23 protein-coding genes and 1 pseudogene are annotated in these 25,291 nt (G+C 66.2%); 7 read left to right on the forward strand and 17 right to left on the reverse strand.

The window, feature by feature from the left end; translation table 11 throughout:
• Positions 1–43: 43 nt before the first annotated feature.
• The 4 genes from ACOOHB_RS09045 to ACOOHB_RS09060 form a co-directional block, all read right to left on the reverse strand.
• The gene (locus tag ACOOHB_RS09045) at positions 44–619 is read right to left on the reverse strand and encodes a YceD family protein (RefSeq protein WP_420444455.1); all 576 of its coding nucleotides are present in this window, start codon (positions 617–619) and stop codon (positions 44–46) included.
• On the reverse strand, positions 616–1,362 hold the full coding sequence (locus ACOOHB_RS09050; protein ID WP_420444456.1) for a hypothetical protein: 747 nt from the start codon (positions 1,360–1,362) through the stop codon (positions 616–618). The genes ACOOHB_RS09045 and ACOOHB_RS09050 overlap by 4 nt, the downstream gene beginning before the upstream one ends.
• Positions 1,359–1,838, reverse strand: coding sequence for a pantetheine-phosphate adenylyltransferase (gene coaD, locus ACOOHB_RS09055; protein ID WP_420444457.1), 480 nt, complete (start codon positions 1,836–1,838; stop codon positions 1,359–1,361). The genes ACOOHB_RS09050 and coaD overlap by 4 nt, the downstream gene beginning before the upstream one ends.
• 116 nt (positions 1,839–1,954) lie before the next feature.
• Positions 1,955–2,164: a hypothetical protein gene (locus ACOOHB_RS09060; RefSeq protein ID WP_420444458.1), complete on the reverse strand. Its 210-nt coding sequence runs from the start codon at positions 2,162–2,164 to the stop codon at positions 1,955–1,957.
• 71 nt (positions 2,165–2,235) lie between these two features.
• Here ACOOHB_RS09060 and rsmD point away from each other — a divergent pair, with 71 nt between their 5' ends.
• Complete coding sequence (gene rsmD / locus ACOOHB_RS09065) at positions 2,236–2,781, forward strand: 16S rRNA (guanine(966)-N(2))-methyltransferase RsmD (RefSeq protein WP_420444459.1); 546 nt, start codon at positions 2,236–2,238, stop codon at positions 2,779–2,781.
• Between the two features lie 11 nt (positions 2,782–2,792).
• Here rsmD and recG read toward each other — a convergent pair whose 3' ends face one another.
• The gene (gene recG, locus ACOOHB_RS09070) at positions 2,793–5,015 is read right to left on the reverse strand and encodes an ATP-dependent DNA helicase RecG (protein ID WP_420444460.1); all 2,223 of its coding nucleotides are present in this window, start codon (positions 5,013–5,015) and stop codon (positions 2,793–2,795) included.
• Positions 5,012–6,898, reverse strand: a complete 1,887-nt coding sequence (locus ACOOHB_RS09075) for a DAK2 domain-containing protein (RefSeq protein ID WP_420444461.1) — start codon at positions 6,896–6,898, stop codon at positions 5,012–5,014. The genes recG and ACOOHB_RS09075 overlap by 4 nt, the downstream gene beginning before the upstream one ends.
• Before the next feature lie 104 nt (positions 6,899–7,002).
• Here ACOOHB_RS09075 and ACOOHB_RS09080 point away from each other — a divergent pair, with 104 nt between their 5' ends.
• Positions 7,003–7,248 (forward strand): hypothetical protein, encoded by a 246-nt coding sequence (locus ACOOHB_RS09080; protein ID WP_420444462.1) that lies wholly within the window; start codon positions 7,003–7,005, stop codon positions 7,246–7,248.
• Positions 7,249–7,370: 122 nt separating this feature from the next.
• Positions 7,371–9,176 (forward strand): annotated as a pseudogene (locus ACOOHB_RS09085) (phosphoenolpyruvate carboxykinase (GTP)); the annotation flags it as partial.
• Between the two features lie 46 nt (positions 9,177–9,222).
• On the opposite strand, the gene ACOOHB_RS09090 reads toward ACOOHB_RS09085, so the two are convergent.
• From ACOOHB_RS09090 to ACOOHB_RS09105, 4 genes are read right to left on the reverse strand one after another with little or no spacing between them, the layout of a single operon-like run.
• Entirely contained in the window at positions 9,223–9,594 is a 372-nt protein-coding gene (locus ACOOHB_RS09090) for a hypothetical protein (RefSeq protein ID WP_420444463.1), read from the reverse strand.
• Positions 9,591–10,073 (reverse strand): hypothetical protein, encoded by a 483-nt coding sequence (locus tag ACOOHB_RS09095; protein ID WP_420444464.1) that lies wholly within the window; start codon positions 10,071–10,073, stop codon positions 9,591–9,593. The genes ACOOHB_RS09090 and ACOOHB_RS09095 overlap by 4 nt, the downstream gene beginning before the upstream one ends.
• The gene (locus ACOOHB_RS09100) at positions 10,060–11,211 is read right to left on the reverse strand and encodes a CaiB/BaiF CoA transferase family protein (protein WP_420444465.1); all 1,152 of its coding nucleotides are present in this window, start codon (positions 11,209–11,211) and stop codon (positions 10,060–10,062) included. The genes ACOOHB_RS09095 and ACOOHB_RS09100 overlap by 14 nt, the downstream gene beginning before the upstream one ends.
• A 14-nt stretch (positions 11,212–11,225) precedes the next feature.
• Entirely contained in the window at positions 11,226–11,969 is a 744-nt protein-coding gene (locus ACOOHB_RS09105) for a helical backbone metal receptor (RefSeq protein ID WP_420444466.1), read from the reverse strand.
• Between the two features lie 101 nt (positions 11,970–12,070).
• On the opposite strand from ACOOHB_RS09105, the gene ACOOHB_RS09110 reads away from it, so the two are divergent.
• Positions 12,071–13,927 (forward strand): ATP-dependent helicase, encoded by a 1,857-nt coding sequence (locus tag ACOOHB_RS09110; RefSeq protein WP_420444467.1) that lies wholly within the window; start codon positions 12,071–12,073, stop codon positions 13,925–13,927.
• Positions 13,928–13,949: 22 nt separating this feature from the next.
• On the opposite strand, the gene ACOOHB_RS09115 is transcribed toward ACOOHB_RS09110, so the two are convergent.
• From ACOOHB_RS09115 to ACOOHB_RS09125, 3 genes are read right to left on the reverse strand one after another with little or no spacing between them, the layout of a single operon-like run.
• The gene (locus tag ACOOHB_RS09115) at positions 13,950–14,723 is read right to left on the reverse strand and encodes an exodeoxyribonuclease III (protein WP_420444468.1); all 774 of its coding nucleotides are present in this window, start codon (positions 14,721–14,723) and stop codon (positions 13,950–13,952) included.
• A gap of 23 nt (positions 14,724–14,746) precedes the next feature.
• Entirely contained in the window at positions 14,747–16,438 is a 1,692-nt protein-coding gene (gene ettA, locus ACOOHB_RS09120; protein WP_420444469.1) for an energy-dependent translational throttle protein EttA, read from the reverse strand.
• Between the two features lie 35 nt (positions 16,439–16,473).
• Positions 16,474–17,196: an HAD-IA family hydrolase gene (locus ACOOHB_RS09125; protein ID WP_420444470.1), complete on the reverse strand. Its 723-nt coding sequence runs from the start codon at positions 17,194–17,196 to the stop codon at positions 16,474–16,476.
• 254 nt (positions 17,197–17,450) lie between these two features.
• Between ACOOHB_RS09125 and ACOOHB_RS09130 the strand changes: the two genes are divergently transcribed.
• The gene (locus ACOOHB_RS09130) at positions 17,451–17,645 is read left to right on the forward strand and encodes a hypothetical protein (protein WP_420444471.1); all 195 of its coding nucleotides are present in this window, start codon (positions 17,451–17,453) and stop codon (positions 17,643–17,645) included.
• A gap of 48 nt (positions 17,646–17,693) precedes the next feature.
• Here the strand turns inward: ACOOHB_RS09130 and ACOOHB_RS09135 are convergent, their stop codons facing one another.
• The 4 genes from ACOOHB_RS09135 to ACOOHB_RS09150 all read right to left on the reverse strand — a co-directional run bounded on the left by ACOOHB_RS09135 (position 17,694) and on the right by ACOOHB_RS09150 (position 23,413).
• Positions 17,694–18,416: an amino acid ABC transporter ATP-binding protein gene (locus tag ACOOHB_RS09135; RefSeq protein WP_420444693.1), complete on the reverse strand. Its 723-nt coding sequence runs from the start codon at positions 18,414–18,416 to the stop codon at positions 17,694–17,696.
• Between the two features lie 120 nt (positions 18,417–18,536).
• Positions 18,537–20,543, reverse strand: a complete 2,007-nt coding sequence (locus tag ACOOHB_RS09140) for an ABC transporter permease subunit (RefSeq protein WP_420444472.1) — start codon at positions 20,541–20,543, stop codon at positions 18,537–18,539.
• A gap of 1 nt (position 20,544) precedes the next feature.
• Positions 20,545–22,089: an amino acid ABC transporter permease gene (locus tag ACOOHB_RS09145; RefSeq protein WP_420444473.1), complete on the reverse strand. Its 1,545-nt coding sequence runs from the start codon at positions 22,087–22,089 to the stop codon at positions 20,545–20,547.
• 169 nt (positions 22,090–22,258) lie between these two features.
• Positions 22,259–23,413 (reverse strand): amino acid ABC transporter substrate-binding protein, encoded by a 1,155-nt coding sequence (locus ACOOHB_RS09150; RefSeq protein ID WP_420444474.1) that lies wholly within the window; start codon positions 23,411–23,413, stop codon positions 22,259–22,261.
• A gap of 252 nt (positions 23,414–23,665) precedes the next feature.
• On the opposite strand from ACOOHB_RS09150, the gene ACOOHB_RS09155 reads away from it, so the two are divergent.
• Together ACOOHB_RS09155 and ACOOHB_RS09160 are read left to right on the forward strand one after the other, a co-directional pair.
• Positions 23,666–24,433, forward strand: coding sequence for a 3'(2'),5'-bisphosphate nucleotidase CysQ (locus ACOOHB_RS09155; protein ID WP_420444475.1), 768 nt, complete (start codon positions 23,666–23,668; stop codon positions 24,431–24,433).
• Positions 24,433–25,269 carry an enoyl-CoA hydratase-related protein gene (locus ACOOHB_RS09160; RefSeq protein ID WP_420444476.1) on the forward strand — a complete coding sequence of 279 codons (837 nt, stop codon included), beginning with the start codon at positions 24,433–24,435 and terminating at the stop codon, positions 25,267–25,269. Before ACOOHB_RS09155 ends, ACOOHB_RS09160 begins: the two co-directional genes overlap by 1 nt.
• Positions 25,270–25,291 lie beyond the last annotated feature (22 nt).

Here is a 25,291-nt window from a genome sequence, read left to right on the forward strand (position 1 = left end):
AGCCTAACCATCAGGGCTCTCCGAGCCGACCCGGTGAGCATCCTCAGGAGGATTCGTCTGGGTGGCCCCGCAGCGCTTCCAGTGCCGCCCAGCGCGGATCTGCGAGTTCGGCCGAGTCGCCGAGCGCCGAATCTTCGTGAGCCGAATCGTCGTGAAATTGTGTGAGCACCGACGGGAGATTCGGGCATGGATCGGCGTGCGGGCACGGGATCGCCTCGATGGGCAGCTCCAACAAGACCGCTTCCCGCACCATTGGCACGAGGTCGGCGTGCTCGGGATCGAGTCGGTATTGCTCCCCTTCGCGGGGTTCAGCGGTGAACACTTCGCGGACCGTCGTCCGTACCTCCCCGTCGAGCGGTAACCAGCAACGGGCGCACGGACCCTTCCAGGTCGCGGTGAGCTGGCCCGTAACGCTGAGTTCACCGCTGATGAGCTCCAGCACCAGCTTCACGCGTACGTCGCTGTCGAGCGGCACCTCGACATCGGCAATGCGCAGGGTGTCTGGTGAGTCACGCTCGGCCAGTTCCGATGCGGTCACCGTCGCAGACCACTCGAGCTGCCCGTCATCGACCAGACGCAGGGGCACCGACAGGGACCGCTTGGGGTCCCTGCGGCTCACGTGTGATCCTGGTCGAAGACCACCGGGTGTGTGTCGGGACCGCTGCCGGACGTCAGCGGGGCTCTGGTGCCGGCGGCAACTCCTCCGTTTGGTACAGGTGGAGCACTCGGCGATGCGGGCGCCAACGGCGTGGCGACACGCTTGCCGAGTTTGCGCCGCGCTGCCTGCACAGCGATCTGGATCTGGTCGACTGCGCTCGCAAATTGCGCGAGCTTCCGCTCGCAGTACTCGTCGACTTCATGGCGGCGACGACGGGTCTGGATCTGCGCGTCGTCGAGCAACTGGCGTGCACGGCGCTCCGCGGTGCGCACGACCTCGGTGCGCTGCACCATCTGGGCCACGCGGCTGCGTGCTTCGTCGATGACCAGATTGGCGTCGACACGCGCTTGGGCAAGCACCTCGTCGCGCTCGCGAAGAAGCCAGCGGGCCTGCCGAGTCTCGTCGGGCACGGCCGCCAGCGCAGACTCGAGCAACGTCATTACCTCGTCGCGGTTGATCATGACCGAGGTGGACAGCGGCATCGGCCGTGCGGCGTCGATGATCTCCATGGCCTCACGGATGAACTGCTCAGCCGTGACCGAAGGGCGGCGGGGCGCCAGCGTTCCCGGATTGCGAGACTGCGACGGCGTCGAAGTTTCCTCGGTAGGCGCAGCTTCCGCCCCGAACGGGGTTCGCGGTTGTGGCACTCCCGGGTGCGCATACGGTTGCGGCGGCGCCTCGACGCCACCCTCAGAGATGCTCATGGGGCTGCCTCCTGCGCTATGCGCTGCCGGAGTCGATCGGCTACCGGGGGCGGGACCAGATGCGAGCAGTCGCCGCCGAACTTGGTGATCTCCCGGATGTAGTTGGAGGCGATGAAGAGATGCTCAGTGCGGGGCGGGACGAAGACGGTCTCGACGCCTGTGACTGAGTGGTTCATGTGCGCCATGCGAAGTTCAGACTCGAAGTCACTCTGGCTGCGAAGCCCCTTCACGATGACATCGGCACCAAGGCGTTGGGCGAGGTCCACAACCAGTTCTCCGAACTGCACCACCGAGACGTTGCCGAGGTAGCCGGTCGATTCGGTGATCATTGCGACTCGCTCGTCGTCAGAGAACAAGGGCGTGGCCTTGGACGGATTCCGCATGGCCGCCACAAGGACCGAATCGAACAGCCGAGACGCCGCCGCAATCACGTCAAGATGCCCGTTGTGCACAGGATCGAATGAGCCTGGATACATCGCCATGACCACCGAAAACGGCTCCTCCGGATCGATCCGTGTCCAGTGGGGCGACCGTACCGCGCTGCGGTCGGGAATCGAGGGACCCCCGGCGGCGAGTGCTCAGCCCGATGTGCTTAACCGGATGTATCAGCGTCGGAGACGATGAGGTCCCAGCGGTCGCCGCAGTCAGCACAGCGGTAGGTGGCGACATCTCCGGGCTGGAAGCCCCAATCCGGCTCGGGCAGGTTCAGGAGGCCGCAGCGCCCGCCGCAGTCGACACAGATGATCTCTGTGGGCACCTCGACGTCGCCCATATCGCCGTGCGCATTCGGGGGGATCGCCATTACCGCAGTGTCTCACGCGCCGGTTGTGCCGCCTGCTGCCAGAACGTAGGCGTGCCGCCTACGGTGACGCCATGCGTGTCGTCGGCGGGGCGTTGGGCGGTCGCCGCTTGGAGACTCCCGGCAGCGATGCGATCCGGCCGACTTCCGATCGGGCCCGCGAGGCCATCTTCAACATGCTCGTGAGCCTGCAGCCGCCGGACGGCGCCATCGTGCTGGACCTGTTCGCCGGCTCAGGCGCACTCGGCATCGAGGCACTGTCGCGCAACGCTACGCATGTCACGTTCGTGGACTCGGACGCGACTGCTTGCCGGACCATTCGTGCAAACCTGGCCGCGCTCGGACTCACCGAACGGGCCACGGTGGTTCGATCCGACGCTCAGAGATTCTTGGCTGGGCCCCGGGACCCGGTGGACTTGGCATTTGCCGATCCGCCTTACCGATTCGATGGCTGGAACGATCTTCTCGGTGCGGTGAGCGCCCAGGTGCTGGTGTGCGAGTCGGGCCACGAGATCAAGCCCGCTCCCGATCACCGCTGGCGCACCTCTCGGGTACGCCGCTACGGCACGCCCGTCGTCACGGTCTTGCTGCGTTACGACGAGGCTGTTACTGAGGGGTGAGCGGTCAGCTTCTAACTGCGCTGTAAGTAGTCGGAATCGCGGCGACTGGAGAACCAGTCGATCTCATCAACCAGCGCAGGGTGGGCATCAAGATCCCCGTCGGCCTGAACGAGTTCAGTGGCCGCGTCGCGAGCGGCCTGCACCCATTTCAGGTCACGGGCCAGCGACGCCAGCTTCAAGTCGCTGCGTCCCGATTGTCGTTCGTCGAACAGCGTGCCCTCGCCGCGCAATTCGAGATCACGCTCGGCCAACTCGAACCCGTCGGATGACTCGGAGAGCGCAGTCAGCCGCTCGACGGCGGTGGGGGTCGGATCGTCGTCGCTCACCAGATAGCACGCCGACGCATGACTGCCGCGGCCCACCCGACCCCTCAATTGGTGCAGCTGTGCGATGCCGAATCGATCTGCGGACAGCACGATCATCACTGTCGCGTTCGGCACGTCGATCCCGACCTCGATGACCGTCGTCGCGACCAGCGCGTCGAGATCTCCTGCCCGGAACCGGGCCATCACCGATTCCTTGTCGGCCGACGGCATACGCCCGTGCAGCAGGCCGACCCGCAGGCCGGCGAGAGAGCCCGCCATCAGCTCCGCGTGCATCTGCTCGGCCGAGCGTGCGTCGAGGCTCTCGCTCTCGGTGATCAGCGGACACACCACGTAGGCCTGACGACCAGCCTCGATCTCGGTGCGCACGCTGGACCACATCGCTTCGGCGGCGAGCGGCCCAAGCACCCAATGAGTCACCACGGGCGTCCGGCCCGGCGGGAGTTCGTCGAGCACCGAGACATCGAGGTCGCCGTACACCGTCATCGCGGCGGTGCGCGGGATGGGTGTAGCCGTCATGACCAGCAGGTGAGGGAGACGGAGGTCGTTGCGCCCGCTCTCGCGGAGCCGGGCACGCTGCGACACGCCGAACCGGTGCTGCTCATCCACAACGACGACGCTGAGCGAGTCGAACTTCACTGATTCTTGAAGCAGGGCATGCGTTCCGACAACGATGTCTGCGGCCCCGGTCGCTATCTCCACCAGCACCTCGCGGCGATGCGTTGCCGAGCCCGAACCACTGAGCAGGCGCAGCTTCAGCGGCCGTGTTCCGCCGAGTCGTGCACCATCGGGCACTTCGAACCCGTCGAGCAATGCCCGCACAGCGATGAAGTGCTGTTCGGCGAGCACTTCGGTGGGCGCCATGAGCGCGCCTTGATGGTTGTTCTGTACGGCGACGAGCAATGCGTGCAGCGCTACCAGCGTCTTGCCAGAACCAACGTCGCCTTGCAACAGCCGGTGCATCGGACGCACGGTGCTCACGTCGGCGTCAATCTCGGCCATCGTTCGCTGCTGTGCACCTGTCAGGGCGTACGGCAGGCGTCGATGGAGCGCATCGACGAGATTGCCGGATGGGTCGTGCACAATGCCGAGCTCGTGTGCCTCGCGCGCCAAGCGCTGGCTCCGCAGCACAAGCTGGACTCGCAGCAACTCGTCGAACACGAGACGATTTCGCGCTGTGGTGCGATTAGCCATCGAAGTTGGTTCGTGAATGTCAGCGAGAGCTCGGGACCGTCCGGTGAGTCGCAACCGGGTTCGCAGCCAGCTCGGCAATGGATCGGCAATGCCCCGAGGCGAGCAGCGCCGCCGCGCCTCCGCGACCCAGCTCGCGACGTCGGTCGTCGCAATGCCCGCGGTCTCCGACTGGGGATACACCGGCACGATCTTGCCGGTGCGATCCCCGAGCAGGTCGACCACAGGATTCGTCATCTGCTTGCGCCCCCGGTAGTTCTCCACCTTGCCGAACAGCGCAACGGTGAGACCCTCGGCGAGCTGACGCTCCCTCCACGCCTGGTTGAAGAACACGACGCTCATGGAGCCGCTGGCGTCGCCGACTTCGACGTTCACCAGCTGGCGGCCACCACGCAGGCGACGGCTCGACGTCGACACCACATCGGCCACGACGGTGATCTCGGCTCCGACCGTTGCCTCGCTGATCGGGGCTTGGGCCGTGCGGTCGACATAGCGCCGGGGGTAATAGGTCAGCAAGTCGAACACCGACTCGACACCGACGTCGCGCAGGGCCTTGCGGCGGTGCGGGCCGACGCCGTTGAGTCGCTCGACGTCGATCGCATCCAGTTCGCGCAGCGTCAGCGGGTCCTTCGCCGCCGCGGGCTGTGGATCAGTCTCATCGGCTCCGACCGCGCCCTCAGCCCGGCCCCCGATGGGCTGGCCGCGCCGGGGAGCGTTCATTCGATGCCGAACAGATACGGGTAGTGCTCTTGGCCGCCGACGTGCCGTTCGACTTCGACATCGGGCCAGTGCTGCGCGAGCCACGAGACCACTTCGTCGGTTTCTCCGGTCTGGGCGTCGGCGCCTTCGATCAGCGTCAAGATCTCGTGCTCGGGTTGCAGCAGGTGTGCGAGCAAGCCAACGGCAGCATCAGCTGCAGTCTCGCCAGCAGCCGCAATGCCGTCCGAGTCCAGGCCGATCCATTGTCCAGCGGTGACAGGACCGGTCGGCGCCGCAGTGTCGCGCACGGCTTGGGTCACCTCCCCCGCAGTGACCGCCACCGCAGCGTCGCCCATCGATGCAGCATTGGCGTCTGCGCTGACGCCGGGGTCGTAGCCGATCAGGGAAGCCAGGCCTGCGGGCACCGATGTCGTGGCCACGACCTCCACGGTTTTGGAAGTGTGCTCGCCGACCTGCCGGGCCACCGGAACAATGTTGGAGTTGTTGGGCAGCACGACGACGTGCTGCGACGGTGCTGCCTCGACAGCCGCGAGCAGCTCGGCGGTCGAGGGATTCATCGTCTGTCCCCCGGTCACGAGTTCGTGGCAGCCCAGCGAGGCGAAGAGCTCGTCGAGCCCGGCCGATGGCGAGACCGCTACCACGGCACATTCCACCATCGGGCGGTCGTCGGTTGTGGCGACGGCGACGGCACTGGCGCCTGGATCGCTGTGTCCAGCGTGGGCACCGTGTCCGCTGTGCCCAGCGCGCGCACCGTGCCCCGCGTGCGCTCCCTGCGCACCGAGTTCGGCGACCTGCTCGTGCAAGTCGGTGATCTGGATGCGATGCGGTCGTCCGGCCTCGATCCCTGCCTCGACGACGGGACCGATGTCGTCGGTATGGATGTGGCAGTTCCACAGGCCGTCGCCGCCGACCATCACTATCGAGTCGCCGAGGGAGTCCCAGGCGGCCTTGAACGCGTCGATCTCGGAGTCCGGGGCCGCCAGCAGGTACATCACCTCGTAGCGGGTGCCAGATGGGTCGTAGGCGCCGTGGCCGGCAGCGTCACCGGCATCGAGATGGCTGTGCATCTCGGCGCGGCGTTCGGCTACCGGATTGTCGGCATCGCGCTGCACGCTCGCGCCGGCGTTGCCGTGTGCGATGACGGCTGCCACCTCCGCGGGCAAGTCCACCTCGGCAGGCAGCGGTCGCCCGTCGACGACGTTGAGAAGAGCATCGAGCAGCAGCAGATAGCCGGCGGCTCCGGCATCGACCACCCCAGCGTCGGCCAACACCGGCAGTTGCTGCGGTGTCGCCTCGAGTGCGGACTGACCAGCCCGGCGCGCCTGCTCCAGCACCCCGACCAGGCGCTCGAAACCATTGTCGCCTTCGTCGGTGGCGATGGCCTGCTGAGCGGCGTGGGCCGAGGCACGCGCCACGCTCAAGATGGTGCCCTCGACCGGACGCATGACTGCACCATCGGCTGCCACGCTCGCGGCGACCAAGCCTTGGGCAAGCAGGTCGGCATCGATCATCGGTTCGGCCCCCTCGTCGTCGGAGGGAGCCAGCGTGGCGGCGAGTCCTCGCAGGAGCTGACTGACAATGACGCCGCTGTTGCCGCGTGCCCCCATGAGAGCTCCGTGGGAGATGGCCTGGCAGACCTCGGCACGCTGCGAGCCCGCCCGATCCAGCTCCTCGCTGACCGCTGCAAGCGTCAGCGCCATGTTGGTGCCTGTGTCGCCGTCGGGCACCGGGTACACGTTGAGGCGATCGATCGTGATGCGGTGCTGATCGAGTGCTTCGCCATAGGTGCGAATCGCTTCGACGAACGCGTTCGTGTCCAAGACGCGCGCTGCGGGATGAGTTGCAGACTGTGCAGCAGCCGCGCCGCCCCAGCTCTCGCTCATAGCCGCCGAAGCTACAACGCGCTCGCAGCAGTCGGTTGGTAGCTTTCGGGTGCTGCGCGGGCTGCCACGCCAGTCCTGCAGATTCCCTGCCACTGGAGGCGCTAGTGCAAGGCGTCATCAAGTCGTACGACCCTGCATCGGGAGTCGGCGTCGTTACCGACGACGTCACACGCTTAGAGCACGAGCTGGCCCTTGACGCCTTGGAGGGCTCCATCTTTCGGATGGTGCGGCAGGGCCAGCGAGTGATCTTCGACCTTGACGAACGGGGGCTCGCCACACGGCTTCGTCTGGGCTCGGAGGTGGACCTGGGAACACCTGACTGGATCACCACCGGGGGGCCGACAGCGTGATCTGAGGCCGGTGCATCCGCACTGGCCAATGAGCGAAGCGAGTACGACAACTCAGCGCAAAGCGAGTACGACAACTCAGCGCGAAGCGAGTACGACAACTCAGCGCGAAGCGAGTACGAGACTCGGACCCGGAGGACAACTTGCCTGCCACTGCCAACCGCCAGCTGATCGATTGGGTTGATCATTGGGCCCGCGTGCTTCGACCCGACGCAGTCCACTGGTGCGATGGCTCCGAAGCCGAATTCCAGCAGCTGTGCGGCCAGATGGTGGAGTCGGGGACACTCATCCCGCTCGATCCCGAAGCACGTCCCAACAGCTATCTCGCTCGCTCCGACCCCGGCGATGTCGCCCGGGTGGAAGATCGCACCTTCATCTGCACCGAACGCGAGTTGGACGCAGGCCCCAACAACAACTGGCGCGCGCCCGACGAGATGCGAGATGAGGTGCTGAAGCTGTTCCGCGGCTCGATGCGCGGCCGGACGATGTATGTGGTTCCGTTCTCGATGGGCCCGCTGGGCTCGCATATCGCCCACATCGGTGTCCAGCTCACCGACTCGCCCTATGTAGCGGCCTCCATGCGGATCATGACCCGCATGGGCCAAGGTGCGCTCGACGTGCTCGCAGACGGCGAGTTCGTGCCGTGCATTCACTCGCTCGGCGCCCCGCTGGAACCCGGCCAGCCTGACGTGTCGTGGCCCTGCGACGCGGACCGCAAGTACATCGTCCATTTCCCCGAGACACGCGAGATCTGGTCCTACGGCTCCGGCTACGGCGGCAATGCCCTGCTGGGCAAGAAGTGCTTCGCCCTGCGGATCGCATCGACCATGGCGCGCGATCAGGGCTGGCTGGCCGAGCACATGCTCATCGTGGGCGTGACGCCTCCCGAAGGCGAGACGGTGTACGTGGCGGCCGCTTTCCCTTCAGCCTGCGGCAAGACGAACATGGCCATGATGATTCCCACCCTGCCGGGTTGGAAGATCGAGACCATCGGCGACGACATCGCCTGGATGAAGTTCGGCGACGACGGGCGGTTGCACGCGATCAATCCCGAGGCAGGCATCTTCGGCGTAGCTCCTGGCACCGGTGATGACACCAACCCGAGCGCTTTGGCGACCATGTGGGGCAACTGCGTGTTCACCAACGTGGCTCAGACCCCCGATGGCGACGTCTGGTGGGAGGGCCTGACGCCTGAGCCGCCCGACGATCTCATCGACTGGCGCGGAAACCAGTGGTCGCCTGGGGTGGGCACGCCCGCCGCTCACCCCAACGCCCGCTTCACGGCTCCCGCTACGCAGTGCCCCACCATTGCTCCCGAGTGGGAGGATCCGGCCGGCGTGCCGATCTCGGCAATCCTGTTCGGCGGCCGGCGAGCAACCACGGTGCCGCTGGTGGCCGAGGCGCTGGACTGGGAGCACGGGGTGTTCTTGGGTTCCCAGATGTCGTCGGAGAAGACGGCTGCCGCGGCGGGGACCATTGGCGAGGTGCGGCGGGATCCGTTCGCGATGCTGCCGTTCTGCGGCTACAACTTCGGCGACTACTTCCAGCACTGGCTCGACATCGGCAACACCCCGGGCGCGCAGCTGCCCAAGCTGTTCTACGTCAACTGGTTCCGCAAGGATGCCGACGGGAAGTTCATCTGGCCCGGATTCGGCGACAACTCCCGGGTGCTCAAGTGGGTGCTCGAGCGTGTGGCAGGCCACGGCGAAGCAATTGCCACCCCCATCGGTCTGGTGCCGCCGCCGGAGGCCATCGACACCGACGGACTCGACCTGACGGACGAGCAGATCAAGTCGCTGCTCACGGTCGATGAGGACGACTGGCGCGCAGAGATGGACATGATCGAGACGCACTACCGGGCGCTGGGCGAACGGCTTCCCAAAGAAATGCGGCGCCAGCTCGATCGGCTCGAGGAACGTCTCGGCGTCTGAGGATCCCCCTCGACGCGACAGCAGGCGATTGCTGTACTCGGGTCCGTCAGCTTCCGAGGAACATGGCCCGGATGGCGAGCCCCATGATGAACAGCGCACCGAGGCCGAACAGCTCGTAGCGGCGGTGTTCCAGCTGCTGGCGGTACGCGTAGACGAAGACGACCGCCACTGCGCAGCAAGCCCCGTAGAACACATGGAAGGCCGGGGCTTCCACCGCTGCGACCCGCATGAGGACGACGCCGGCGGTGAGCTGGACGAAGACCAGGACCCAAGCGGCCCCCAAGAACCACCACAGACTGCGGTGGCGCAGCGTTTCCCAACGGATCGCGCCGAGCGCCCAGAGCCCCGCAGCGCCGTTCGACAGCACCAGTGCCCAGCCGAGCGCGGTGTGAACCGTCGAGGTGACCCCGGCGCTCACTGCGGCGGCGACTGCGGCCGATGCTCTCGCCGCTCCAGCGGCGACTGCGGCCGATGGTCTCGCCGCTCCAGCGGCGAGACGTGCTGAGTGAACAGGTGGATGAACATCAGCAGGTTCTGGGCGTCTCCGTGGCCATTGGCGAGATTGAGCTCACCGGGACGGCGCGCCTCGGTGTCGCTCAGCTTCATGACGTCGAGCGCACGCAGCAGTCCGACGGGGGCTCCGGCAGATACCAGCTCGCCGATGTCGCGCACGAGGTGGCGGCCCCGAAGCCCTTGGGACTGGATGAGGCTGCGCAGCAACAGGCGCGCTAGCGCGCAGGCACTCGCCGGAGACACGTCGGCGACTGCGGCAGCTTCTTCGTACAGCGGGACCAGCTTGCGATCGAGCCCCGTAGGCGCGTCATGCGGCTCCCTGCGTTCCGGCTCGCCGGCACTCGCTGCGGCGGGCGCATCGGCCCCCGTCTCAGGCGACAGCACCGGTGTCGCGCAGCTTTGCGATGTCGTCAGGGTCGTAGCCGGCAAGTGCCAGCACCCCGTCGGTGTGCTGGCCTGGGTGCGCCGGCGGCCCCTGTACGGCCCCGACGGTGCGGCTGAAGCGCGGCGACGGACTCGGCTGGATCACTCCGGCCACTTCGCAGAAGACCTCACGGTGGACGTTGTGCGGATGCTGCGGGGCCTCTGCCAGCGTCAGCACTGGCGCGAAGCACACGTCGGTGGCATCCATGATCTCGCACCACTCGTCGCGGGTCTTCGACCTGAAGACCTCGGCGATCCGCTCTTTGAGCTCAGGCCACCGGCCGCGTGAATTCTGCTTGGCGAACTCCGGGTCCCCCTCGAGACCGGTGAGACGGAGCAATTCGGCGTAGAACTGCGGCTCGATCGACCCGACCGAGATGTAGTTGCCATCGGCGCACTCGTACACGTCGTAGAAGTGACTGCCGGTGTCGAGCAAGTTGGTGCCGCGTTCGTCGTTCCACACGCCCAGCGCCCGCATCGAGTGGAACATGGCCATGAGCGTTGCGGCGCCGTCGACCATGGCAGCGTCCACCACCTGGCCCTGGCCGGAGCGCTGCGCTTCGAAAAGGCCGCAGGCCACCCCGAACGCCAGCAGCATCCCGCCGCCGCCGAAATCGCCCACGAGGTTCAGCGGGGCGATCGGCGGCTCGCCCTTGCGGCCGATCGGGTCGAGCGCTCCCGCCAATGCGATGTAGTTGATGTCGTGTCCGGCACCCATGTGGTACGGACCCTCCTGGCCCCAGCCCGTCATGCGGCCGTAGACCAGCCGCGGGTTACGTGCCAGACACTCATCGGGCCCGATGCCGAGCCGTTCCATGACGCCGGGACGGAATCCCTCGATGAGCGCATCGCAATGCTCCACCAGCCGCAGCAGCGCTTCGACGCCGTCAGGGTGCTTGAGGTCGAGTCCGATCGAGGCACGACCTCGAGCCAGCACGTCGATCGGCGGGGTGTTGAGGTCGTGATCGGTCACGGTGGCCGAGCGATCGATGCGGATGACCTCCGCGCCCATGTCAGAGAGCATCATCCCGCAGAAGGGTCCCGGGCCGATGCCCTGCAGCTCGATGACTCGCACACCTTCCAGGGGTCCTGTGCCCATGTTCATTCCCTTCGTCATTCCCCGGTCACGCTACTTGGCGCTGTCTGTCGGAGGTCTTGGCGCCGCAGCGCCCGTTTCACGGCTTTGGCCACCCGTGTGACCGCACCGGGCGTGCGAGTGCCCCACCAGAACAGGTCCTGACCGTCGATCACATGCGTCGGCGCGATCTTCGCCAGTTCGTCAAGATGGCGCAGGTGCCACGGATAGGGCTCCGTCGGTGCCAGCACGATGTCGAAGTGCTCCGCGGACAGGTCTTTGGCGTCGAGCGTCGGGTACGTGCCCCTCTCGGAGAACGCCACCTCGACTCCACACCAGGCGAGCAACGAAGCGCCGTAGGTACGTGCACCGATCGTCATGTACGGCCGGCGCCAGATCGGAACGAAGACGCGCACGCTGTGGCCCGACGGGTGCTCGAGCGCCGCACACTGCTCCGGGAGCGGCTCGGGCGTCCATTCGATGCCGATCCGCGCTGCCAGACGGCCGAGTTCAGGCTCGACATCGTCGAGCGATGCAACGTGCAGGGCTTCAACCTCGATGCCGTTGGCGACCAGCGCGTCATAGTCCGCGGAGCGGTTCTCCTCACGATCGGCCACGACGAGATCTGGTCGCAGTTCAGCGATGGCCTCGATGTCGGGGTTCTTTGTCCCACCGACATGTTCCAGATCGGGTCGCTCGCAGAAACGAGTGCACGCGATCGGGTCGGCGCCCCAGGCCGCCAGCGTCTCGGTCACGCTCGGAACCAGGCTGACTATGCGCACCGTCGGCAGCGTATTGGCGCTGCCTATGCGCACCGACGGCCGCGTATTGGCGCTGCCTATGCGCACCGACGGCAGAGTGGCGAAGGTCTAGGTTCGCCCCTGTGGACCCGTCAGCAGGCCAGCTCGACGCTGCGCAGCGCGCTGCGGTGGAGTCCCCCGCGAGCGCCCTGCTGGTGGTCGCCGGACCGGGCAGCGGCAAGACACGGGTACTCACGCACAGGATCGGCCGAAGAATCGACGACGAGTCGATTCAAGCGCGCCATGCGGTGGCTGTCACTTTCACTCGGCGAGCTGCACACGAGCTGCGCTCGCGGCTGGCAAACCTGGGCATTGGCGACATGGGTCCGGTTGGCACCTTCCACTCCATTGCGCTGGCCCACATCCGCCAGTACGACATTGACCGGGGTCGATCCGAACGCAAGATCCTGCCGAGCCGCGCCAATTTGAGCGGCGACCTCGCGGAGCATCTACGCGACCGATTCGGCGCCCGGCCACCGATCACCGTGGCGGTTGCGCTGCGGGAGATCGACTGGGCCAAGGCCAACGATCTCTCAGCCGCCGAGTACCGGGACGGTCCCGGTCGCGCACGTCTGGGACGGGGCGCCGAGGCCGCAGCGGAGCTGTATGCGCACTTCGAGCGCACCAAGTCGCGGCGGCGCTTGCTGGACTTCGACGACCTGCTCGCCGAGTGCGCTCGGCTGATGCAAACCGACGAGCACTTCGCCAGCGCTCGACGATGGCTGCACCGGCACTTCTTCGTCGACGAATTCCAGGACTTGAACCGGTTGCAGTGGAACCTGTTGTGGGCCTGGCTCGGCGGCTCGGAGGCGGTGTACAGCGGTGCTGCGGACATCTGCGCAGTGGGTGACGCCGACCAGGCCATCTACGGCTGGAACGGCGCCGACAGTCGTTACATCACGGAATTCGACCGCCACTTCCCCGAAGCAGAGGTGGTACGGCTGGAACTGAACTACCGCAGTCACCCGTCGCTGATCGAAGCAGCGCGGTCGGTCATGGCGGGCGACGACACAATGGGTGATGGCGACAGCGACGCCGGCGTCGGCGGGCATGGACAGGAGCCTGCTCGCCCGCACGAGGTCGGGCCCGCTCCCACGGTCACGGCCTATGACGACGAGGCAGCCGAGGCGGCCGGCATCGCCCGCTGGATCACTGCACAGAACAAGCGTTGGGGCACGTTCGGCGTTCTGGCCCGCACGAACGCGCAGCTGCACGACATCGCCGCAGCGCTGGGCGCCAGGGGCATCCCGCATCGCATCGGCGGCCAGCGAGGCTCGGCGCTGCAGCAGCCCGCTGTGCGCGAGTTGCTCGAAGGGCTCCGCGCCTCCGGCTCGGATTTCGCTTCAGTCGTAGCGGAACTGCGTCAAGAGGCCAGCAGCCAGTCGCATTCTGCGGATGCCGCCGCACGCGACCCAGCGAAAGTGCAATTGCTGGACCTCGCTGCGGCATACCTCGACGAGCAAGGCAGCGCCGCCGGACGACGCAATGTCTCGATGGGTGCCGATGGCAAAGGCTTCGCCACCTGGATCGGGCTGCTGTCCGGGCGCGACCGCGAGATCACCGGCGACCTCTTCGACATCGATCCCTTCGCCCGGCCCGGCGGTGCCGTGACGCTTGCGACGTTTCACGCCGCCAAGGGCCTCGAATGGCGCCATGTCGTGATCGCCGGTGCTGAGGACGGGCTGGTGCCGTTGCGCAGCGACGATCCAGAAGAACGGCGTCTCTTCTATGTCGCCGTCTCACGAGCCAGCGAGACGCTGCACATCACGTGGGCGAGGCACCGTTCCGCTCACGGTGCGGCAGGGGGCCTTCGCAGTCCGTCGCCCTGGCTGGCGCTGATCGAGCACGCAACGGCACAGCCGCCACCGCTGTCGCTCGACGACGCCGCGTCCCGCGTGCGAGCCGCCCGCGCCGCACTCGACGCCATCAAGCCGCGCTGAATCGGGCCGCTTGCGTGCCGCCTCACAGAGCGAGGTCGACCAACACCGGAGTGTGGTCTGAGGGCTTTGTGCCCTTGCGTGCATTTCGGTCGATCAAGCAGAACTCGGCGGCCGCCACCACCGGCTCGGTGCCCAGCAGCAGGTCGATGCGCAGGCCATGGCGCTTGTAGAAGGCGCCGTCGCGGTAGTCCCACCAGCTGAACAGGCCCGCATCGTCGTAGTGCTCGCGGAAGATGTCCCGCAGCCCCCACTCGCACACGTCGCGGATCGCTGCCCGCTCGCGTTCGGTGACGTGGGTGCGCGGCTCGGGGTTGTCTGGGTCCCACACGTCGCGGTCATCGGGGCACACGTTGAAATCGCCCCCCACCAGCACCGGTGCCGCCGGATCGCAGGTGGCCTCGAGGTGTGCCCGCAAGCGCCCCAGCCAATCCAGCTTGTAGTGGTAGTGATCGTGGTCGACGGCCCGGCCGTTGGGCACATACACCGTGCTGACCGTCACACCGCCGCAGCGGGCCGAGATGATCCGGGCGTCGGGGTCGGGCTCGCGACCGTCGGCAAAGCCTGCAATCGGGTCTTCGATCCCGACGGTTGACAGGATCGCCACGCCGTTCCAGCGCCCCTCGCCATGGTGGACCGAGGCGTAGCCCTGCGCCTGGAAGTGCAGGTGCGGGAACTGCTCGTCGGACATCTTGGTTTCCTGCAGCAGCAGCACGTCGGGCTCGGCATAGTCCAGCCACTCGTCGACCCGCTCCAGCCGGGCATTCAGGCTGTTGACGTTCCAGGTCGCGATACGCACCCCGCTGACGCTAACGGCCCGCCTCAGCGAGCGAGCGGCCTATAGGTGATCCGGTGCGGGCCCGCGTCGGCGCCCAGCTCGCGCTTGGCGAACGTCTCGTACTCGGTGAAGTTGCCCTCGAACCAGCGCACCACGCTGTCGCCTTCGAACGCCAGCACATGGGTGGCGATCCGGTCGAGGAACCAACGGTCGTGGCTGATGACCACCGCGCAGCCTCCGAACGACTCGAGGGCAGCTTCCAGCGAACGCAGCGTGTCCACGTCGAGGTCGTTGGTGGGCTCATCGAGCAGCAGCACGTTGCAGCCCGAGGTCAGCGTGCGAGCCAGGTGCACCCGGTTGCGCTCGCCGCCCGCCAGCTCGCCTACCCGCTTCTGCTGATCGGCCCCGGTGAAGTTGAACGACGCCACGAACGCCCGGCCGTTGACCTCCCGGGCACCTCCCACGCCATCGATGCGCAACGTGTCGTGCCCGTCGGTGATCTCCTCGTAGACCGTCCGGCTGTCGTCCAGCCGTGCCCGCGACTGGTCAACGTACGCGATGTCCACCGTCTCGCCGATCGTGATGGATCCGGCGTCGGGCGATTCGTCACTCACCAGCATCCGGAACAGCGTCGTCTTGCCCGCACCGTTCGCGCCGATGACTCCCACGATGCCGCCCGGCGGCAGGCTGAAGGTGAGGTCGTCGAACAGCAGCTTGTCGCCGAATGCCTTGGCCAGACCGTCCACTTCGATGACCGACGAGCCGAGACGGCGCGACATCGGAATGGTGATCTGCAGATCAGACCGACGCTGCCGGTCTGCGGCGGACTGGTGCGTGGCCAGCAGATCCTCGTATGCGCTGATGCGTGCCTTGCTCTTGGCCTGGCGCGCCCGGGGCGACATCCGCACCCACTCCAGCTCGCTCGCGAGGGTGCGGGCGCGGGCATCGGCTTCGCTTTGTTCGGAGGCCAGCCGGGCCGACTTGTGCTCGAGCCAGGCGCTGTAGTTGCCCTCGAAGGGCATCGTGCGGCCGTGGTCGATCTCGAGGATCCAGCCTGCGACGTTGTCCAGGAAGTAGCGGTCGTGGGTGATGGCCACGACCGTCCCTGAGTAGTCCGCAAGAAAGCGTTCCAGCCACGCCACCGACTCGGCGTCGAGATGGTTCGTCGGCTCGTCCAGCAGCAGCAAGTCCGGATGCGACAGCAGCAGCCGGCACAGGGCGACGCGTCGTCGTTCCCCACCCGACAGGGCCGTCACGTCGGCTTCGGGCGGTGGCAGGCGCAGCGCGTCCATCGCAATGGCAACCTGCCGGTCCAGGTCCCACGCATTGGCGGCCGCAATCCGATCCTCCAGCTCGGCCTGACGGGCGCCGAGCGCATCGAAGTCGGCGTCGGGCTCGGCCCAGCCGGCCATGACCTCCTCATAGGCACTCAGCAACGCCGCTGTCTGGGCGACGCCGGTCATCACATTGCCCTCGACGTCGAGCGCTGGATCCAGCTCCGGTTCCTGGGGCAGCAGGCCCACCGTGGCTCCCGAGGCCAGGCGGGCCTCACCGGTGTAGCCATCGTCGAGCCCAGCCATGATTCGCAGCAGCGACGACTTGCCCGAGCCGTTGTGCCCGATCACACCGATCTTCGCCCCACCCAGGAACGCCAGCGTCACGTCGCGCAGAACCTCGCGGTCGGGCGGGTAGTAGCGCCCGAGGGCGCGCAGCGTGTAGATGAACTCGGCAGCCACGCCAGCAGCCAATCAGCGCGTCAACAAGTGAGGCATCAGCGCAGGTCGAAGCCCACGAGCGTGGAGAGTTCGCGCAGCGCCGCATCGGGATCGGTCACCTTGATCGCCTTCATGCCCATGGCCGCGGCCGGCTTGCAGTTGATGCCCAGGTCGTCCAGGTACGCCGTGCGGACCGGATCGATGCCCAACTCCGAGCACGCCAGCTCGTAGATGCGCGGATCGGGCTTGCGAAGTCCGACAACCGACGATTCGATCACCACCCCGAAGAGCTTCATGACGTCCGCTATGGCTGCCGCCGTGGCGGCATCCCGGGCCATCCCCGCACCATGGCCGGCCCGCACGTTGTTGGTGATGCAGCCGATCGGCAGACGCTCCGCCAAGATCTCCAGTGCGCGCACCATCTGCGGTCGCAGCCCACCGCTGAGGCACGCCAGCACCTGTGAGCCCGACACCTCGTGTCCCCGGTCGGCAGCCTCGGTCTCGAACAGGCTGGCGAATTCGTCGATGCTCACCTCGCTGCGCTCCAGCCGTGCCCACGCGTTGGTGTCGGGATTGGTGGCGTTGATCTGCCGGATGGTGTCGCGAGGCACACCAATGCGGTCCTCGTAGCCGTTGAACGACTCGAAGGGGCTTTCAGTGATGACACCGCCGAAGTCGAAGAGCACCGCATCGACAACTGCGGGCGCGGACTGGCCGCCTGCAATAGTTCTCGCAGCCACTTCGGCAGTGTCGACGGTTCTGGATCGGCGGTCGGACACGGCCCGGCACGCTATCTGGGCCTGTGCACCACCGGGCGCCTCTGACAGCCGGCGGTCGAGACTTCGCGCTTAGCGCGCGAGTGCTTGGCCAAAATCGCGCGCGACGTACCAATATTCGCGCGAGACGCGCGAATATCCACCATGGGCGCGCGAGCGTTCGCTAGAGTCCCGCCATGGCTACGGACACAACGACGTCGTCATCGACTCCAACGCAGGCCCCAGCTCCAAGACGCAAACGGTTGAAGAGCAGGTCGGTGTCGCGGTCCGTCGATGCGGGCAATTCGGCCTATTGCGCCGTGTGCGATGAACTCATCAAGTTCCGGGCGCGCATCCGGGCTGAGCAGATCATCTGCAACGTCTACGTGAAGAACCGTTGGGATCGTGTCGAGCACTACCACCCGGCGTGCTACGAGGAGGCAGACAGCCCCTACGGCGAGCCCGATGGCTGAGCCTGCAACGTCAGCAAAGAAGAAGACCGCGAAGACCGCTCTTCGCGGCTAGAGCACCTGGCTCAAGAACAGCCTGGTGCGATCTTCGGCAGGATCGGTGAAGAAATGGTGGGGCGTGCCCACCTCGACGATCTCGCCGCCCTCCATGAAGATGATGCGGTCGGCGACTTCGCGGGCAAAGCCCATCTCGTGGGTCACGACCATCATGGTCATGCCCGAGCGCGCCAGCCCTTCCATCACGTCGAGCACCTCTTTGATCATTTCTGGATCCAGCGCCGAGGTGGGTTCGTCGAACAGCATCACGCGGGGCTCCATCGCCAGCGCCCGCGCTATCGCCACGCGCTGCTGCTGACCTCCTGACAACTGGCCCGGGAACTTCTGCGCCTGCTCGGGGATGCCGACTCGTTCGAGCAGCGATTCCGCCAGTGCCTCGGCCTCGGGCCGCGACTTCTTGCGCACCCAGATCGGTGCCATTGAGATGTTGTCCATCACGGTCAGATGTGGAAACAGGTTGAACTGCTGGAATACCATGCCGACTTCGGAACGGATCTTCTCGATGTTGCGCAGGTCGTTGGTCAGCTCGATTCCGTCCACGATGATCTGGCCGCTCTGATGGGCCTCCAGCCGGTTGATGCACCTGATCCAGGTGCTCTTTCCCGAGCCTGACGGCCCGAGCACGACCACGATTTCCTGCTCCTTGATCGTGGCGGTAATGCCGCTGAGGGCCTGGAAGTCCCCGAACCACTTGTCGACGTCGCGGCACACGATCATGTCGTCGCGCGCCGCGAGCTCATCGGACACTGCGATGGTGGCGTCGCCGTGGGCCGGTTGTGCGCTCGAGCTCATGGGCAACTCCCCCTTATCGTCGGCCAGTCGGCCGGTGCTTCATTCTCATCGCTGGCCCAGCCCCACTCGCTGCTCGAGCCGTTGGCTGTACTTCGACATTGCGAACGCGACAACCCAATAGACAGCCGAGACGAACAGCAGTCCCTCACGTCGAACACCCAAGAACTGCGACTGGTTCGGAACCACCGAGTTGGCCATTCGCAGGAAGTCGAACAGCCCGATGATGGCGAGCAGCGACGTCTCCTTGAACGTGGCAATGACCTGTCCCACCAGCGGCGGGATCGACACCCGCAGCGACTGGGGCAGCACGATGAAGCCGGTGCGCTGCACGGTGGTCAGTCCGACGGCATCAGCCGCCTCGTACTGCCCGCGGCGGATCGACTGCAGCCCTCCGCGCACGTTTTCGGCAAGGTATGCGGCCGAGAACAAGGTGTAGCCGATGATGGCTGCGGCCAGCTCCGCTAGCTCCATGCCGTCGGGTAAGAACAGCGGTACCACACCGGAGAAGAACAGCAGCAGCGTGATGAGCGGGACGCCGCGGATCACCTCGATATAGATCGTCGACAGCACCCGGAAGATCGGGAGGCGGGAGGTTCGTGCCAGTGCCAGTAGCACACCGATCGGGAACGACAGCATGATCGTCAGCACCGCGACGAGCAATGTGACGCTGAACCCCCCGATGAACATGTCGGTCGGCGTCTCCACGGTGGACGGCGAGTTGATGACCGTGGCGCCGTAGAAGACGAGCAGCACAACAAACAGCCATGCTCCAACCAGCCTGCGACGTTGGGCGGCAACGCCTGCGAAGTTGGGCGCCAACAGCCCTGCGACCGCCAGCAGAACGAAACCGATGCGTGCAACCTGCAGCATCGAGTACCAGCCGAAGAACGCCGCAGTCCACTGGAACGCGGCCAGCAGAAGCAGGCCAATCGCTGCCAACCGCCCGGTCTCGCCGGCGTCGGTCCGCGTCATCCACCACAGCACCGCCGAGCCCGCTACCCCGAACGCCAACCCCATCGGCAACATGGTCGAAAACACATGGGCGTAGTCGATCTCGGGGTCGCGCATGACAACCCAATAGAGGAAGAACGGGCTCAGCAGCCACATCAGGTTGACCGTTGCGCGCGTCCTGGCCAAAGATCTGCGCGGCAACACCGATGCGGCGGCGTCATCGGCGTCTTCGGCATCATCGGCGTGCGCGGCCGTCTGTGACAACGAGATAGCGCGGTCGCGTGCGAGTCGCCCAAGGGCGAAGCAGCCCACCAACAGCAGCCACATGACTGTCCAGGGCAGCCTTGTGCTCATCGCCACGATGCGGCCGGGCTCAGCGATGAACTCGCCTTCGGTGAATCCGTAGTGACCGTAGCGAACCACCCAGGTGGAGGCCACCAGCAGCCCCGGCACGCCGAAGATGAGCCAGGAGACCGGGACCTCGGTCGTGCGACGGCGCAGATCATCGAGTGACTGCCACAAGGCCAGACTGATCCCGAACAGCACCAGCGCAATGACCCACCACACCCATCGATCCGCCAACGCGGAGGCGAAGGACTCGCGCACCCGCTCGCCGGAACCGTCGCGCAGCGGCTCGCCCGCTGCATCGGTGAGCACGCTCGGCTCGCGCAGCACCACGCCAGTCGCGATGAGGATGGCCCCTGACATCAGCCAGCCCATCAAGCGCTTCACGGTGATGCCGCCCCAGCGCGCCCAGATGCCGGCACTCACTCCCGCGAGCACCATGATCGTTCCGACCACCACCCAAATGCGCACGTACTGGTCCTCGGGATAGGCCTGGGTGAACAGGAGGCGCAGGTTGGTGCGCACGGCAATCCAGGAGCGCTCCTCGCTAAAGACGAAATTCAACAGGCCGCGGTATGCGAACAGTGCGATGAGCACCGCCACGACCGTGAGAATCGAATTGCGGGCGTTGGGAAAGAGGTTCTCGCGAATCCAGCGGCCCGGCGGCAGGCTCGGCCGGTCAGGCGGGCTCGTCGCCGGTCCCACCGGCTCGGCCGCCAGAAGAGTAGAAACGACGGGCTGCATCGGATCGGTCACCTCAGCGCTCCACGATCCGTAGCCGGATATTGAAGAAGTTGACCACTGCGGAGATCGTCAGCGAACACGCCAGATAGAACAGCATCCACACCGCCATGACCTGCAGCGTCTTGCCGGTTTGGTTGTAGACGGTCTGCCCGATCTGGACGAGATCGCTGTAACCCACTGCGATCGCCAGCGACGTGTTCTTGGTGAGGTTCAGGTACTGATTGCCCACTGGGGGCAAGATCACCCGCAGCGCCTGGGGCAGGATCACCCGCCGCAACGACGTCGAGCGTCGCAGACCCAGTGCTTGTGCCGCTTCGCTCTGGCCTTTGGGCACTGCCAGGATGCCGCCGCGCACGATCTCTGCGATGAACGCTGCTGTGTAGAAGACCACGCCGAAGTAGACGGCCGCGAAACCGATGGGCAGGTTCAGACCGGCGGGTCCGTAGTTGGCAAAATTGCCTGGCTGCACGATGTCGGGCCGGAGTGCATCGATGGGCGGACCGGTTCGGCCGTTTCCGAACTTGTCGGCGAGCACGCCGAGGCCATCGGACGATGAGTTGACGACCCAACTTGACAGTCCAGGCCACAGAACTGCGACGACGAACACGACAATCGCCGCGGCCACAACGGCGAAGATCATGCGGAACCAGTCGTCGTCGGTCAGACGCGTGAGGCCTGCCGGAGTTCGGCGCCGAGCCAGAAAGCGGCGTATCCACCACACCGCCACAGCAATGGCAGCGACTGCAGCGACGAGTTGCACAACTCCTTGCGGGATGGCTCCGACCGCATCGGCCAGACCGCCCACGATGTTCCCCAACCAGCCGAAGATGGGATGCACCCACCAGCCCACGATGGCGAACGCAGCAACGATTCCGGTGGCCCACGCGCCAGCGTTTGTCTGCGCGCCGGTCATGTCTCGCTTGGTTGCAAGCCGCCGGAATACGAAGTGGGCGATCACCGCGCCGATCACCAAGATGACGGCCCACTGGTAGAAGCCATCGGCGACGAAGACGCGCGGGATCGACAGGCCCTTGTTCGACAGGTGCACCCAACCGGGAATCGGCCCCATCCCGAAGGTGACATTCGGGAGCGTCGCCAGGACCGCCGCGTACACCAGGATCTGAACCAGCAACGGAATGTTCCGCAGGGTTTCCACGTACACGCCCGCCAGACGGCGAAGCGGCCAGTTGGACGAGAGTCGTGCCAAACCCACGAGGACACCGACCACCGAGGCGAGCGCGATGCCTGCAGCCGCCATGCGGATGGTGTTCACCATGCCGACCCAGAGCGCGCGGCCACCCGAATCGGGATTGGTGTCGATCCCCCAGCCGACCTTGATGCCGATGTGGTCGGAGATGAAGTCGAAGTCGATGTTCGCGCCACGGGCGCGCAGGCTGTCCCCCGCCTCGGTGGCAAGGAACCACATCGCTGCCACGACCAGGATGAGCGTGCCGACCTGGGCAATCCAGCGCACGACAGTGGCGTCTCTGTAGAACGGCGGACGGCTCCCCAACGTGGCAAGGGAGTCGTCACGGGCCGGTGCTCGTGGGTCGCTCACCGCAGGCCACACTACGCGACGAGGTCCCTCACATCGGTCTATTGGGCCTTGGCGCTACCTCACCGACAAACGCGACGGCCCCCGATCCGGTCGGATCGGGGGCCGTTCGCTTGAGATGTGCTCACTCACCCACACGACTGGGGAGTTCCCCAGCCGGCAGGTTCAACGATCAGCGGGCAGGCGGAGCGTAGATGAGACCGCCCGCAGTCCAGCGTGCGTTGGCCGAGCCTTCACGGCTCAAGCCGACGGGGCCAAGGTTGCGGGTGTAGATCTCGTCGTAGTTCCCGACTTGGACGATCACGTTGTAGAACGCGTCAGCCGTCAGGCCCATCTTGGTCTGCAGCTCACCCTCACCGCCGAGCATGCGGATCGCTTCGGCGTCGAGGTTGCCGCCGGAGAGCATCGAGTCGATGTTCTCCGACGTGATGCCCTTCTCGTCAGCGATGATCGTGGCGTACACGGCCCAGTTGACGACGTCGCCGAAGGTCGACTGGTTCTGCGGGTAGACAGGACCCAGCGGCTCCTTCGAGATCGGCGTCGCCGGGAAGATCACCCAGTCCTGATCGCCTTCCTGCTTGACCTTGCGGCCAACGAGCGCAGAGCCGTCAGTGGTGACCGCATCGCACGCACCTTGGATGAAGTTGTCGGTGACGATGTCGAAGTCCTCGAACGTCGACAGCGTGATCTCGATGCCTGCTGCATCAACCGCGTCAGCGATGTTCTTCTCGGTGGTCGTGCCGGCGTTGGTGCAGATCGTGGCACCATCCAGATCCGCCACCGTCGAGGAGGCCGAGAAGCCGCTGCTCACGCGAGCCATGACCTGCTGGCCGTCGTAGTAGGTCGTCGGTCCGAAGTCGAGCACGAGGTCGGTGTCCCGGCTCTGGGTCCAGGTGGTGTTGCGCACCAGCAGGTCGATGTCGCCTGTCTCCACCGCGGTGAACCGCTCGGCCGCGGTCAGCGGTACGAAGTTGACAGCGTCGGCATCACCCAGAATCGCTGCTGCTACTGCACGGCAGTAGTCAGCGTCGAAGCCGGTCGTGCTGCCGTCAGGCTGCGTTTCGGAGAAGGCAACTGCCGAGCCGCTGACACCGCAATTGAGCGTTCCGCGTTCCTGGACTGTGGCCAGCAAGTCGCCTATGTCCTGAATCATGGCGACCTCGGTTTCGGGCGCTGCCGCCTCGGTCGTCGGAGCCGGCTCATCGCCATCGACTTCTTGGCCGTCATCGCCCGAGCCGCACGCAGCGGCCACCAGGGTGAGCGCAACAAGCACGCCGCCGAGTCGCAGTGCAGATCGCCGGGAAATCGGCGCGATACGTCTATTCATAGGGAACGTTCCCTCCGTGGGTAGTACAGAACGCGGGCGCTATACGCGCTGCTACGCGCTCAACCACACCCGGTGGACCGCGAGGCTAGCCGCCTCTAATTGCGGCCCGACACCGTCTACGAAAAGACATGAGATTGATACATGAAATTCGTCGTAGGAGCATTCAGTTCTTCAAGGTTCGCAGAGGGCTTGGACATCTCCCGAGCGGGCGTCTCAAGTGGTGGCGGGGCGTCGAGAGGGCACACTTGGCCGATGGCCCAGTCAACCGACCACGCCCTCGCCGCGAGCGTGGCCACCGAGACCGGGACCCTGCTGGTGGAGATCCGGGAGCGGCTCTTCTCGTCGGGAGCCGGAACCTGGGAGGTCCGCGACACCGGCGACTCCGAGGCCCACCGGTTCATCGTGAACCGCTTGTCCCAAGCGCGGCCGGGTGATGCGATCCTGTCCGAAGAAGGACACGACGACCCCGATCGGCTCACCGCAGACCGCGTCTGGATCGTGGATCCACTGGATGGAACCCGCGAGTTCTCCGAACCGGGCCGCACCGACTGGGCTGTTCATATCGCCTTGGTCGAGAACGGCGTGCCGACCGCAGCTGCGGTGGCACTGCCCGCGGTCGGCCAGACGCTGTGCACTGAACCGGAGCCGGTGTTGCCGGAGCCCCACAACGGCCGTCCGCGCATGGTCGTCAGCAGATCGCGCCCGCCGGCGGCAACAATCATCGTTGCCCAAGCCCTCGACGCCGAGTTGATGACCCTCGGCTCGGCGGGCGCCAAGGCCATGGCGGTGGTGCTCGGCATGGCCGACATCTATGCCCATTCGGGTGGGCAATTCGAGTGGGACAACTGCGCCCCGGTCGCGGTGGCGCGGGCAGCGGGCCTGCACGCCAGCCGCTGCGACGGTTCGGAGATGGAGTACAACTTCGCCGACCCCTGGCTGCCGGACCTGCTCATCTGCCGCCCCGAGTACGCAACCGACGCCCTCGAGGCGTTGAGAAAGGTGATCGAAGGCGAAGCCTGATGTCTGAGCCGGCTTTGGAACTGAAGGCAACGAAGTACGCCATCGACGGTCCCGTCGCGACGTTGACGCTGTCACGACCGCACCGCCGAAATGCGTGGACCGGCCGGATGCACACCGAGTTGCGCTGGGTGCTGGAACAGGCGGAGCAAGATGCGCAAGTCCGGGTCGTCGTGATCACCGGCGAGGGTCGCGACTTCTGCGTGGGCGCCGACACCCAGGCGCTGGAAGGTCATGGCGACAAGGGCGGCTACGACCCGGGCACGGCCCCCGACCTGGCAATGCCGGGCTATGGCGTGGCACCGCAGTTCGACCAGAACTTTGCGTTCATGATGGCGCTCGAGACCGTGACCATCGCGGCCGTGAACGGCGCTGCGGCGGGCGCCGGGCTCGTGCTGGCCTGCTATTGCGACCTGCGCTTTGCTGCCGCGGACGCCAAGCTGACCACCGCGCACGGCCCGCTCGGACTGCCCGCCGAGTACGGCCTGTCATGGGTGCTCCCCCGCCTTGTCGGCATCACGCGTTCCAACGACCTGCTGCTGTCCAGCCGCAAGTTCCTGGCATCGCAGACCGAAGGCTGGGGTCTGTTCAACGAGATTCTCGAGGGCCCCCAGCTCATGGATCACGTGTACGCGTACGCGTATGACATGGCGGCTCGGGTGGCGCCCAGCTCCCTCGCCACGACGAAGCGGCAGATCTATCTGGACCAACACCGCGACGTGGGTACCGCCGTGGCGGAGTCGGATCGACTGCTCGACGAGATGATCCCCAGCCCCGACTACCTCGAGGGTGTCCAAGCACTCACCGAGCGACGTCTGCCCGACTGGCAGTCCCGCTGAGGGCTCACACCTCGAGCACAGT

This window comes from Candidatus Poriferisodalis sp. (assembly GCF_965215815.1).
GTDB lineage: Bacteria > Actinomycetota > Acidimicrobiia > Acidimicrobiales > Poriferisodalaceae > Poriferisodalis.